Origin of the sequence: Nocardia arthritidis (assembly GCF_011801145.1) — a bacterium.
Taxonomy (GTDB): domain Bacteria; phylum Actinomycetota; class Actinomycetes; order Mycobacteriales; family Mycobacteriaceae; genus Nocardia; species Nocardia arthritidis_A.
Genome location: NZ_CP046172.1, coordinates 9,415,762 through 9,427,515 on the forward strand (window position 1 = coordinate 9,415,762; position 11,754 = coordinate 9,427,515).

Below are 11,754 nucleotides of genomic sequence, written 5' to 3' on the forward strand. Positions count from 1 at the left end.
TCAGTCCGGTTCGCCGATCGCGTCCAGCGCCGCGGACAGTTTGGTGAGCACCTCGACGGTCAGCGCGAACTGTTCGGCGCCCAATTCGGTTGCGAGACGGTCCGCCAGGACCGCGTGCCGCGGGGTGATGCGGGCGATGGCGGCGCGGCCGGCGTCGGTGATGGCGACCAGTTTGGCGCGGCGGTGCGCCGGGTTATCGCGGTATTCGGCAAGTCCCTTGTCCACCAACAGATCCGCGATGCGCTGCACGCTCTGGCGGGTGATGCCCATCTCCCTGGCGATGCCCGCGACCGGCAGCGGAGTGTGCAGCACCGCGCCGAGCACCTGCCACCAGGCGGCCGTCAGCCCGGCCGGGCGCGCCAATTCCTCTGCGATGGCGAGGAATTGGCCGTTCAGCTTGAATGTGGTGATTGCCGCGGTGCTGAACAGCCGTTGTTCGGTCACTCGATCGCCTCCGATTCGATTCCGGCGCACTAGGCGTGCGCGCGCTGCCCGGCCGCGTAATCCGCGAGCACCGCGTAGGCGGCGGCGTCGCCCTTCCCGTATACCCCATACCAGGCATCGAGGATGTGCGGCTCGTAGACATCGAGCCTGCCGAGCACCTCGCGCGCGAATTCGAAAGGCGCGGTGCCGCTTGCGGTTATCACATTGCGATCGGTGACCGCCGGTTGCCGGACGAAATGGGCTCCGCCCGAATATCCGCTGTAGGCAAGGTATTCCGGGGCGTTGCTGGTGTGCGCGATATCGTCGAGGATGCCAGCAGCCGCCAAACCGAAAGTGGCGCCACACATTCCGGCGACCGGAACGCCCGCGTCGAGAAATTCGCGTGCCTTGTGCGTGAATTGCGCCAGCGCACCCGACTCCCAGGTTTGCGCGCCCGCCAGGATCAGCATCTCGCTGTCCCCCGGGCGCAGCTCGTCGAGCGCGAGATCCGGCACGATGCGCACCGCGCCCATCGTGGTCACCGGCTCCCGGGTGGGCCCAACGGTCTTGACCTGGAAGGCGCCGGGTTCCCGATGCCACTGATGATTGCCGTTGATGTGCGCGACCGCCGCACCGACCTCCCAATCGGCGAGCGTGTCGTATACCGCCATGTGCACCGTTTTCATCATGACAGCATGCTGTCATATTTGACAGCATGCTGTCAATAATCGAACCCGTAATCTGGACGCATGCGAATAGCGGTGGCCGCCGACGAACGCGTCGGCGTCGCGACGGAACTGAGCGCCGAACTGGAGAAACGAGGTCACGAGACCACGCTGCACGGCGCGCTGAGCGCCACCGAGCGCGACGACTGGGCCTGGGCGAGCGAGGCCGCGGCCCGCGAGGTCGCCGAGGGTCGCGCGGATCAGGCCATCGTCTGCTGTTGGACCGGCACCGGCGCATCGATCGCCGCCAACAAGGTGTCCGGCATTCGAGCCGCCCTCTGCGCCGATGGCGCGACCGCGGCGGGCGCGCGCAACTGGAACGACGCGAATGTCCTTGCGCTGAGCCTACGTTCGACGTCGAGCGCGGAGCTGCGCGAAATCCTGGACGCCTGGTTCGGCGCCGCGCCCAGCGCCGACGCCGCCGATCAGGCCAATATCGCGCACCTCGCGGATATCGAAAACTCCTGAAAATCGCCAAAGGCGTGGACTCCCAAGGGAACCCACGCCTCTAACGTTGCGGATCTAACTCAGCGCATGATCCAGGTCGGCGAGCAGATCCTCGACATCTTCCAATCCGACGGAGAGGCGCACCACGCCGTCGGACAGGCCGATGGTGGCCCGGCCCTCGGGTCCCATCGCCCGGTGGGTGGTGGTGGCCGGATGCGTGATCAACGTCTTCGAGTCACCGAGATTGTTGGAGATATCGACGATTCGCAGCCGGTTCAGCACCTCGAACGCGCGCTTCTTCGCCTCACCGTCGCCGGCCGCGAGCTCGAAGGTGACGACGGTGCCGCCCCCGCTCATCTGGCTGGTGGCCAATTCGTATTGCGGATGCGATTCCAGGAACGGGTAACGCACCCAGCTCACCGCGGGATGTCCCTCGAGGAAGCGCGCGATCCGCAGCGCCGAATCGGTGGAATGCCGCACCCGCAGCGGCATGGTCTCCAAACCCTTGAGCAACGTCCACGCGTTGAACGGGCTCAGCGACGGACCCGTATGCCGCATAAGGGTTTTCACCGGACCATCGATGTAGTCCTGGGTGCCGAGGATGGCGCCGCCGAGCACCCGGCCCTGTCCGTCGATATGTTTGGTGCCGGAGTAGACCACCGCGTCCGCGCCGAGTTCGAAGCCGCGCTGCAGCAGCGGGGTGGCAAAGACGTTGTCCAGCACCACCTTCGCGCCCGCGGCATGGGCCAACTCGACCACCCGCCGCACATCCACCAGCGTCTGCATCGGGTTGGCGGGCGTCTCGAAGAACACCGCCTTGGTGGGCACCGAAAGCGCCTGCTCCCACTGGTCCAGGTCCTCACCGTCGACGAAGACGGTCTCGACGCCCCAGCGCGGCAGGATCTCGTTGCACACCACGAAACAGGAACCGAAGAGGCTGCGCGCGGCCACAAGTCGGTCGCCCGCGCCCAGAAGCGCTCCGAGCGCGGTGAATACGGCCGACATACCGCTGGCCGTCGCGAAAGCCGCCTCGGCGCCGTCGATCAGCCGGATCCGCTCCTCGAACATGGCCACCGTCGGGTTGCCGTAACGGGAGTAGACGAAATGCTCCCGCTCCCCGGTGAACGCGGCCTCCGCGGATTCCGCGCTGTCGTAGACGAATCCGGAGGACAGGTAGAGCGCCTCGGCGGTCTCCTCGAAGCCGGACCGCCGCACCCCGCCGCGCACCCCGAGCGTCGCGGGGCCGACACCTTCGGGCAGGGGTTTGTCGAATGCGCCGCCGGTGATCATGACCGTCGCCCTTCGTCAGCGGCCGGACAGCAGGCCTCCGATTGTCCAGCGGGCTCGACACCGCCGGCGACCACGACTGCCGCCGATCGGCAGCCGACCCGGGCGATCATGACTGCCGCCGATGGGCAGAGCTCCGGCCGCGCGCCAACCCCGGCGATCATGACTGCCGCCACGGAAGTCCGGCCGCGCGCCAACCTTCACTGCCGCGGTGCCCGTCGGCGTCCAGCCCGCCCTCGAAACCCTCCAGCACGTTGTACGAGGGTTCGATGCCGAGCGAGGTGGCGACCCGTGCAGCGTTCGCGGAACGCTGCCCGGAGCGACAGATGAATACGACGGGGGCGTCCGCGCCGCGGCCTGCCAGCGCCTTGTTGAGTTCCTCGGCGAATTCCGGATTCCGGGCGCCGCGGCTGTCGACCCATTCGACGAGCACCGTCGGCCGGTCGATCGAACTGGTGTCGGGCACCCCGACGAATTTCCACTCGGCCTCGGTGCGCACGTCCACCAGGACTGCCTCCGGATTTTCCCGCAATATTTCCCACGCCTGCCGCGGGGTGATGTCACCGGCGTAACTCATGTGGACCTCCTCGGAATCCGCACTTGCCGCGCCCGGGTTCGGCGCGCGGCCAGGTCGTCACCCGGAGCACCCCACCGCGGAGGAGGGTTGCCGACCAGCAGAGCCGGGGCTTGACGCTGGTTCTCATGACCTTCAACTAAAGATGGCCAACGAATGGCCACCGTGTCAATCGCAAACCAGCCATCGATCCCCGGAGCGGGTCAGGTTCCAGGTCGTCGTCCGCTCGTTGCCGTCGATTTTGACCGTGACGTCCGCCTTGGCCCGGTCGCCGTCCGCGATCGGATTCTCGATCTTGGTGATCTCCACCGTCTTTCCGCTCGGCCGATCCGCGAGCGGCGAACGCTTCGGATCGAAGCCCTGGCAGACGCTGCCGGGCGCGGCCGGGCTGTCGGTGTTGTTGACGCCGCTGACGAAATCGCGCACCGAACCCGCGACCCGGTCCGCGGTTGTGACATTTTTCTCAGCGGGCGAGAGCAGCCCGCCGAGCACGATCGCGACGAGCACGACGGCGGCGAAGCAGGCGGCCGCGATGAACGGCCACAGGGACCGGCGGTCGGTCTGGTCGATCTCGATCACTTCGCCGTCGTCGGCCGCGGGCTGCTTGTCGGTCATGGTCCGATCATCCCTGGTGGGGTACCGAATTCCGGCGGCGGCCCCGGCGCGCGACGGCCGCGACGGCAACCCGCTGGACATCGGGCCGCGCCGAGCGGCGACCAGCCTCGTCCGCATGCCCGACCGCGATCGCGAACTCCTATGGCATCCGTCCGGCGCATCGACCGGCCGTCACCGGGTATACCCGGCACCGATAGAATCGCGAGACTGCGTCCTGCGGTCATAGCCGAACGACAGGACAGTCGCAGGGGACGCGTCAAGTTAGCCTAAGCTAATTATTAGAGGGCTAGAACCGACGCCATCAGTAATTTCGACCATAAGGTGCGCGTAAAAGATGACCGAACAGAGTGTAGGGCCACGCCCACTCCGCATTGCGATCGTTGGCGCCGGACCGGCCGGAATCTACGCCGCCGACGCGCTGATGAAATCCGATGCGGACGTGTCCATCGATCTGTTCGAGCGCATGCCCGCCCCGTTCGGCCTGATCCGCTACGGCGTCGCACCCGATCACCCGCGCATCAAGGGCATCATCACCGCGCTGCACAAGGTGCTGGACAAGCCGCAGGTCCGGCTGCTCGGCAATATCGACTACGGCGTCGACATCACCCTCGACGATCTGCGCGTCTACTACGACGCGGTGATCTTCTCCACCGGCGCCAATGCCGACCGCGCGCTCGACATCCCCGGTATCGAACTCGACGGCAGCTTCGGCGCGGCCGATTTCGTCTCCTGGTACGACGGCCACCCGGACGTACCGCGCACCTGGCCGCTGGACGCGGAGAAGGTCGCGGTGCTCGGCGTCGGCAATGTCGCGCTGGATGTGGCCAGGGTGCTCGCCAAAACCGGTGACGAACTGCTGCCCACCGAGATCCCACCGAACGTGTACGCGGGCCTGCGGGCGAACAAGGCCGTCGAGGTGCACGTCTTCGGTCGCCGCGGTCCGGCGCAGGCCAAGTTCACCCCACTCGAACTACGCGAGCTGGACCACTCGCCCACCATCGAGGTCATCGTCGATCCCGAGGACATCGATTACGACGAGGGCTCCGAGGCGGCGCGCCGTCACTCCAAGCAGGTCGACATGGTGGCGAACACCTTGGAGCAGTGGGCGATTCGCGACCAGGGCGACCGGCCGCACAAGCTTTTCCTGCACTTCTTCGAATCTCCCGCCGAGGTGCTGGGCGCGGACGGCAAGGTCGTCGGCCTGCGCACCGAGCGCACCCAGCTCGACGGCACCGGAAACGTCAAGGGCACCGGCGAATTCCGGGAGTGGGACGTGCAGGCCGTGTACCGCGCGGTCGGCTACCTGTCGCAGAACATCACCAACCTGCCGTTCGACGAGCAGGCGGGCACCGTGCCCAATGAGGCGGGCCGGGTGCTGCTCGACGAGAACGCCGACGGCGCGGCGCGATACCTGTCCGCCACCTACGTCACCGGCTGGATCAAGCGCGGTCCGGTCGGCCTGATCGGGCACACCAAGGGCGATGCCAACGAGACCGTCGCCTGCCTGCTGGACGACAGCCCGAACTTCACCCCGGCCGCGAAGCCCGACCCGGAGGCAGTGGTGGAATTCCTGGAGGGCAAGGGGATTCCGTTCACCACCTGGGACGGCTGGTACCGCCTCGACGCGCACGAGCGCGCGCTCGGCGAACCCGAGGGCCGCGAGCGGGTGAAGGTGGTCGAGCGCGAGGACATGCTGCGGGCCAGCGAACCCCACAAGGTTTAGGGCCGCGCTCAACTGGCGATCTTCGCAGCGGAAAATCCGGTACTGAGGCATTCTGTACAGGTGTTCGATGCCCATGTCCACATCATCGATCCGCGGTTCCCGCTGGTCGAGAACGAGGGCTACCTGCCGAAGCCCTACACCATCGCCGACTATCGAAAGCGCATGTCGCGCTTCGATATCGCGGGTGGAGCCGTGGTCAGCGGATCCTTCCAGGGCACCGACCAGACCTTCATGAAGGCCGCGCTCGCGGAGCTGGGTGAAGGCTGGGTCGGGGTGATCGCGCTCGATCTCGACGCCACCGATTCCGAGATCGTCGAGCTGGACCGGATCGGCGTGCGCGCCTTGCGCTTCAACCTCAAGCGCGCCGCCGCCGACATCACCGAGATGACGCTGCAGGCGCTGCGGGCACACGACCTGGTCGGCTGGCATGTCGAGGTGTACATCGACGGGCAGATGCTGGCCTCGCTGCAGCCGGTGATCTCGAAGCTGCCGGTGTTCTGCGTCGACCATCTCGGCATGTCGGATGCCTGCCTGGACTACCTGCTCGATCTGGTCGATCAGGGCGCGCGGGTGAAGGCCTCCGGTTTCGGGCGGGTGTCGATGAACGTCGCGGATACGCTGCGCCGGATCCATGCGGTGAATCCAGGGGCGCTGATGTTCGGCACCGATCTACCCGGCACCCGGGCGGGCCGTCCGTTCCGGGATGCCGATATCGACCTGATCTGCGATGTGGTGGGCACCGATATGCACGCGGTGCTGGAGGACAACGCGCGCGAGTTCTATCGGCTGCCCGCGCGGGAACGGCCGACACCCGCCGACCCGGAGCCGACGCTACCGCTGCCGGGTGCCTACCAGCCGACGCTGCCGCTGCGCCGCGACGAACTGCCCAAACCCGAAGCGGCCGATACGATTCCGTTCCGGGCCATCGACTGATCCGGTCAGCGTCGGTCGTACCAGCTGCCGGGTCCGTGCACCGCGGCCGCCGATCGGAACGCTCTGGTACAGATCCGGATATACGCCGACGCCGCGGCGAACAGGCCGAGGACGACCGCCGCGACGAAGGCGGGCACGAGCCTGGATCGCATGAAACCCTCCCTAGCTGGACCTGAGCAAAATCCTTGTGGGACAGCAGATCCGGTACTCCCTCTAGCGCGCATCAGCCTACCGTCGGGCACGGGTTCGGGGCGGTCGAGCGATCTCGCGACCCAGACAGGTTCCAAGAGGCGGCGACGGCGTTATTGTCATACTGTCAATACACCGCCGGGCGCGGTGCGCTGGATCGACGACGAACCGAGGTAGGGCGTGACAACTCCATCCACCAGACAGGGCCCGCTGGCGGGCATCAGGGTAGTCGAGCTGGCCGGAATCGGACCCGGACCGCATGCGGCGCTGCTGCTCGCCGACCTCGGCGCCGACGTGGTCCGGGTGCAGCGGCCGAATCTGCTGCCGGGCTTCATGGAACGTCCGCAGTGGCGGGGCCGCACCATCGTCGAGGCCAATCTGAAGGATCCGGCCGATATCGAGCGGGTGCTCGGGCTCATCGCGAAGGCCGACGTGCTGATCGAAGGCTTCCGGCCCGGCGTCACCGAACGGATGGGCCTCGGCCCCGACGAAGCGCTGGCCCGCAACCCGCGCCTGGTGTACGGGCGGATGACCGGTTGGGGTCAGTCCGGTCCGCTGGCCGACCGCGCGGGCCATGACATCAACTACATTTCGCTCACCGGCGTGCTGAATGCGATCGGGCACAAGGGCGAACGGCCCGTACCGCCGCTGAATATGGTGGGCGACTTCGGTGGCGGCTCGATGTTCCTGGTGTTCGGCATCCTCGCCGCGCTGGTCGAACGACAGACCTCCGGCAAGGGTCAGGTCATCGATGCCGCGATGATCGATGGGGCACTTGCCCTTTCGCACATGATCTGGGGTATGCGCGGAATGGGCCTGTGGTCCGACGAGCGCGGTGCCAACCTGCTCGACACCGGTATGGCCTTCTACGACACCTACGAAACCGCCGACGGCAAGTACATGGCGGTCGGCGCGATCGAACCGCAGTTCTACGCGGAACTGTTGCGCGGCTTGGAGATAGACCCCGATGGCCTGCCCATGCAGATCGACCCGAACGGTCAGGAACAGCTGAAGAAACTGTTCACCGAGAAGTTCAAGACGAAGACCCGCGACGAGTGGACCGCGATCTTCGACGGCACCGACGCGTGCACCACCCCGGTGCTGACCTTCACCGAGGCGGAACGAAACCCGCATATCGTCGCACGCACCGGACTCATCGAAATCGACGGCGTGGTACAGCATGCCCCGGCGCCGCGATTCTCCCGCACCCCGGCAGGCACGCCGACCCCGCCGCCGAACGAGGCGACGCCGATCGAATCGATCTGGGCCGATTGACAATTCGTTGGAGGCGCGAATTCACCGCGCCTCCAACGATTTTCATGCCGCCCGAGTCGCCGCGTCGGCAACGCCCCTGGTGATCTGTTTGGCGATCCGGGCGACCATGGCGCGCGGGCGGCGCGGCATCAGATGGGCCGAAGCGAAATTCTGAAATCCGGGAACGACATACCCCCTGTCACGTTCCAGTGCACGCAGAGAGGCCGAGACAACCTGGGCCGCGGTGCCGATGCGGCCACCGATCGCCGCGTCACGGGTACCGACCACATCGAAGAAGGCCGTTTCGGTCGGTCCGGGGCACACCGCGAGCACCTTGATGCCGCGACCGCGGTATTCACTCCACAGGGCGAGGCTGAAATTGAGGACGAAAGCCTTTCCCGCGGCGTAGGTCGCGAAATACGGCGCGGGCTGGAATGCGGCTGTCGAGGCCACATTGATGATCTCGCCGGCACCCCTGGTGAGCATGCCGGGCACCAGGCGGCGGGTAAGTGCCGCCAGCGCAACGACATTCACCATCAACTGAGCTTGCTCGCCATCGGCGGACAGCTCCTCGAACCGGCCCGCGCTGCCGAAACCCGCGCTGTTGACCAGAATGTCGATCGAAATCGACCGCGCGGCAAGTTCATTCGCGATGCGCTCGGCGGCGTCCGGCTCGGTCAGGTCCTGGGCGATCACGTGAACTTCGCCGTGGTATCGACTGCGTAGTTGGGCCGCAACAGCTTCCAGCCGATCCGCCGAGCGGGCGACGAGTATTACCGCATCGCCGCGAGCGACGAGCGCGGCGGCGAATTCGGCGCCGATACCCGACGAGGCGCCGGTGACGAGCGCGGTCTTCGTGGACTGGGTCATAGTCAACTCCTTCGAACTAGTGCTACATCAGAGTAGCTATAAATTTTAGAACTGCAACATCAATGTTGCAGATATGCAAGAAATAGCAGCTCACATGTACTATCTAGTCGAGTCAACCGAAGGCGAGGAGCCCATGACACGCACCTCAACCCGCCCCATGCGCGCGGATGCCGAGCGCACCGTTCGGACCATCCTGGCCGCCGCCGAACGCGTGCTCGGCCAAAATCCAAGTGCCACACTGGAACAGATCGCCGAAGCCGCGGGCGTCGCGCGCACGACCGTGCACCGCCGCTTCGCCAATCGCGACGACCTGTTGCGCACCATGAGCCGCAACAGCTGGCAACGCATCGTCGCCGCCGTCGACGCGGCCCGTCCGAATACCGCGCCGCCGCTGGTCGCCCTGCACCAGGCGACGGCCAACGTCATCGAGATCAAGTACGGCGCGAAATTCGCCCTCGACCAGGCCGATCCGGCCGACCGCGAAGTCGTCGCGCTACAGGCGGACGTCTTCGCCAAATGCGATGTGGTCCTGACCCGCGCCCAAGAATCCGGTGCCATCGCCCCGGACGCCGATCTCGACTGGGTCCGGCGCGTCTACTTGGCCCTCATCGCCGAAACCGTGCACGGCGCGGCCGAACCCACCAGCGATCCGGATGCGCTCGCGGGCCGCGTCATCGAGACGCTGCTGCACGGCTTCGGCCCCCGCTGAATCGGCCGAACAGCCTGCGGCACCGCGCTTTTCGCCGCGACGATCAGTAACAGGTGAGCGGGTTCAGCGGGTCGGCGGCGCGCGGCGTCAGCGCCTCGTATGCCGCGGCGATGGCCTTCACGGCCAGGCGCAGATCGTGCTCCTGGTGGGTGAAGGGCAGGCGGAGGAAGCGTTCGAACGCGCCCTGAACGCCGAAACGCGGTCCGGCGGCGAGCAATATGCCGTGATTCGGGGCGGTCGCGGCGAGCGCCGTCGAGACCGGCGCCGGAAGCTGGGCCCACACGGACATCCCGCCCGCGGTGTCGGTGACCCGCCAATCCGGAAGTTCTTCGGCCAGGGCGGACAGCAGTGCGGCACGCTGCGAACGCAACTGGCCGCGACGGCGGTCGAGGATGGTTTCGGCATGTTCGAGCAGATATCCGACGGCGAGCTGATCCATCACCGGTGTGCCGAGGTCGACGGTCGAACGGATGCCGAGCAGCTTGGTGATCAGCGCCTGATTGGTGCGAATCCAGCCGACGCGCAGACCACCCCAGAACGATTTGGAGGCCGACCCGATGGTGACGATCTCACTGCCCTTCGCGAACGCGGCCACCGGCAACGGCGGCTCGGCAGCGGTGAGCCGCAGGTCGACCATGGATTCGTCGATCACGACGGTCATCCTGGTCTCCCGGGCGATCGCCGCCAGCTCGGCGCGATCCTCGTTGTTCATCAACAGCCCCGTCGGGTTGTTGTAGTCGGGCACCAGATAGGCCAGCGTCGCCGCCGTTTGCCTTGCGGCACTGCGGATTCCGTCGAGATCCCAGCCCGAGCCGGGCAGTTCGGGGCGCACCGGGACCGGAATCGGCCGTGCGCCGACATCACGGATGGCCTCGATGGCATTCGGATACGTCGGGTGATCGATCAGCACTCTGGCCGCGGGCGAGGCCAGCACGTTCAGCAGCAGCCGCAGGCCGTGCTGTGCGCCGAGGGTGACCAGGATCTGGTCGGGTTCGGTGGGCAGGCCGCGCTCGGTGTAGCGGCGGGCCAGCGCCTCACGCAGTGCGACGATGCCGACCGGATCCATGCCGTGCGTGCACAGATATGCCGGAATCCCTTCCAGCGCAGCGGCATACGCGTCCTGCATCTCCAGCGGCGCGGCCATCGCGGCATAGGTCATATCGATCGTCGGCAGCGCCGAATGCGGCATCGTCGCCATGATGCCCCTGGTCGGCTTCATGCCGTCGTGCGGGACCGCGGGCGGCAGCGCGACGGTGCTGCGCGAACCCTGACGGCTGATCAGATAACCGTTCTCCCGCAGCAGCGCGTAGGTGGAGGTGATGGTGGTGCGGCTGACGCCGAGCGTGGTGGCCAGATCCCGCTCGCTGGGCAGCGCGACGCCCAGCGGTGCGCGACCGTCGTGGATCAGCAGCCGGATCCCCTCCGCCAAGGCCAGATACGCGGGACGGGCCGAACGACGCGTCACCTCGCCCCGCTCGCCGTCCTCCGCGCTGCGCCAGTGGCCCAGATCCCTTGCCAAACTGGACGCGCCGATCACCCGTGTCGCCATAAAGTCCAGTATTGACCGAGTGGATATTTATTGGCAAGGCCAGTTCACCGCAGGCTGAAGATATGGAAGCTCTAGCCGCACTGCTCCTCATCGCCCTGTTCATCTACCTGACCCGGCCGCTGCGCGGCACCGGGTATCGGCTGGAGCGGTATCGCCCGGATCCAGCGGGTCTGTCGTATTACGAAGAGCAGCGCCGATACTCGGAGCTCGTCGCGATCTACGGGCGTAACGATGCCTCGGATACCGAGACGCTGCCCGGATCGGCGCGACCGGTGGCCGATACATCCGCGGAAACCGGTGCGGCCAAGGTGAATCCAACCTGGCCGCGCAGGCCGACAAGCGATACACCGGCGCGCCGGACCACATCGGCGTGCCCCCGCAGGCCGAATCCGCTTGCCGCCGGATGACTCGGCCGCGAATGGCCAGTTTCCCGGAACTGGACTGGTATTTCGAAAT

At 66.8% G+C, this 11,754-nt stretch carries 14 protein-coding genes and 1 riboswitch; of the genes, 6 read left to right on the forward strand and 8 right to left on the reverse strand.

Annotation, left to right across the window (positions count from 1 at the left end; genetic code table 11):
- Both F5544_RS42845 and F5544_RS42850 read right to left on the reverse strand, forming a co-directional pair.
- Window positions 1–444 carry a MarR family winged helix-turn-helix transcriptional regulator gene (locus tag F5544_RS42845; RefSeq protein ID WP_167478417.1) on the reverse strand — a complete coding sequence of 148 codons (444 nt, stop codon included), beginning with the start codon at window positions 442–444 and terminating at the stop codon, window positions 1–3.
- Window positions 445–473: 29 nt separating this feature from the next.
- Window positions 474–1,109 (reverse strand): DJ-1/PfpI family protein, encoded by a 636-nt coding sequence (locus F5544_RS42850; RefSeq protein ID WP_203217721.1) that lies wholly within the window; start codon window positions 1,107–1,109, stop codon window positions 474–476.
- A 63-nt stretch (window positions 1,110–1,172) separates the two neighbouring features.
- Here F5544_RS42850 and F5544_RS42855 point away from each other — a divergent pair, with 63 nt between their 5' ends.
- Window positions 1,173–1,616: an RpiB/LacA/LacB family sugar-phosphate isomerase gene (locus F5544_RS42855; protein ID WP_167478419.1), complete on the forward strand. Its 444-nt coding sequence runs from the start codon at window positions 1,173–1,175 to the stop codon at window positions 1,614–1,616.
- 54 nt (window positions 1,617–1,670) lie between these two features.
- On the opposite strand, the gene F5544_RS42860 is transcribed toward F5544_RS42855, so the two are convergent.
- From F5544_RS42860 to F5544_RS42870, 3 genes are all read right to left on the reverse strand, one after another.
- Window positions 1,671–2,885, reverse strand: a complete 1,215-nt coding sequence (locus F5544_RS42860) for an O-succinylhomoserine sulfhydrylase (RefSeq protein WP_167478420.1) — start codon at window positions 2,883–2,885, stop codon at window positions 1,671–1,673.
- Window positions 2,886–3,042: 157 nt separating this feature from the next.
- The gene (locus tag F5544_RS42865; protein WP_167478421.1) at window positions 3,043–3,459 is read right to left on the reverse strand and encodes a rhodanese-like domain-containing protein; all 417 of its coding nucleotides are present in this window, start codon (window positions 3,457–3,459) and stop codon (window positions 3,043–3,045) included.
- Window positions 3,460–3,473: 14 nt separating this feature from the next.
- A riboswitch (SAM riboswitch) is annotated at window positions 3,474–3,590 on the reverse strand.
- A gap of 34 nt (window positions 3,591–3,624) precedes the next feature.
- Complete coding sequence (locus F5544_RS42870) at window positions 3,625–4,071, reverse strand: hypothetical protein (RefSeq protein WP_167478422.1); 447 nt, start codon at window positions 4,069–4,071, stop codon at window positions 3,625–3,627.
- Window positions 4,072–4,405: 334 nt separating this feature from the next.
- Between F5544_RS42870 and F5544_RS42875 the strand changes: the two genes are divergently transcribed.
- Both F5544_RS42875 and F5544_RS42880 read left to right on the forward strand, forming a co-directional pair.
- Window positions 4,406–5,794: an FAD-dependent oxidoreductase gene (locus F5544_RS42875; RefSeq protein ID WP_167478423.1), complete on the forward strand. Its 1,389-nt coding sequence runs from the start codon at window positions 4,406–4,408 to the stop codon at window positions 5,792–5,794.
- Between the two features lie 60 nt (window positions 5,795–5,854).
- Window positions 5,855–6,727 carry an amidohydrolase family protein gene (locus F5544_RS42880; protein ID WP_167478424.1) on the forward strand — a complete coding sequence of 291 codons (873 nt, stop codon included), beginning with the start codon at window positions 5,855–5,857 and terminating at the stop codon, window positions 6,725–6,727.
- A 5-nt stretch (window positions 6,728–6,732) separates the two neighbouring features.
- Here F5544_RS42880 and F5544_RS42885 read toward each other — a convergent pair whose 3' ends face one another.
- Window positions 6,733–6,879, reverse strand: a complete 147-nt coding sequence (locus tag F5544_RS42885) for a hypothetical protein (protein WP_167478425.1) — start codon at window positions 6,877–6,879, stop codon at window positions 6,733–6,735.
- Between the two features lie 217 nt (window positions 6,880–7,096).
- Here F5544_RS42885 and F5544_RS42890 point away from each other — a divergent pair, with 217 nt between their 5' ends.
- Window positions 7,097–8,191 carry a CaiB/BaiF CoA transferase family protein gene (locus F5544_RS42890; protein WP_167478426.1) on the forward strand — a complete coding sequence of 365 codons (1,095 nt, stop codon included), beginning with the start codon at window positions 7,097–7,099 and terminating at the stop codon, window positions 8,189–8,191.
- A gap of 42 nt (window positions 8,192–8,233) precedes the next feature.
- Here F5544_RS42890 and F5544_RS42895 read toward each other — a convergent pair whose 3' ends face one another.
- On the reverse strand, window positions 8,234–9,040 hold the full coding sequence (locus F5544_RS42895; protein WP_167478427.1) for an SDR family NAD(P)-dependent oxidoreductase: 807 nt from the start codon (window positions 9,038–9,040) through the stop codon (window positions 8,234–8,236).
- Between the two features lie 133 nt (window positions 9,041–9,173).
- On the opposite strand from F5544_RS42895, the gene F5544_RS42900 reads away from it, so the two are divergent.
- Entirely contained in the window at window positions 9,174–9,749 is a 576-nt protein-coding gene (locus F5544_RS42900) for a TetR/AcrR family transcriptional regulator (protein WP_167478428.1), read from the forward strand.
- A 43-nt stretch (window positions 9,750–9,792) separates the two neighbouring features.
- Here the strand turns inward: F5544_RS42900 and F5544_RS42905 are convergent, their stop codons facing one another.
- Window positions 9,793–11,298, reverse strand: coding sequence for a PLP-dependent aminotransferase family protein (locus F5544_RS42905; protein ID WP_167478429.1), 1,506 nt, complete (start codon window positions 11,296–11,298; stop codon window positions 9,793–9,795).
- Window positions 11,299–11,360: 62 nt separating this feature from the next.
- On the opposite strand from F5544_RS42905, the gene F5544_RS42910 reads away from it, so the two are divergent.
- Entirely contained in the window at window positions 11,361–11,705 is a 345-nt protein-coding gene (locus tag F5544_RS42910) for a hypothetical protein (protein ID WP_167478430.1), read from the forward strand.
- Window positions 11,706–11,754: the final 49 nt, after the last annotated feature.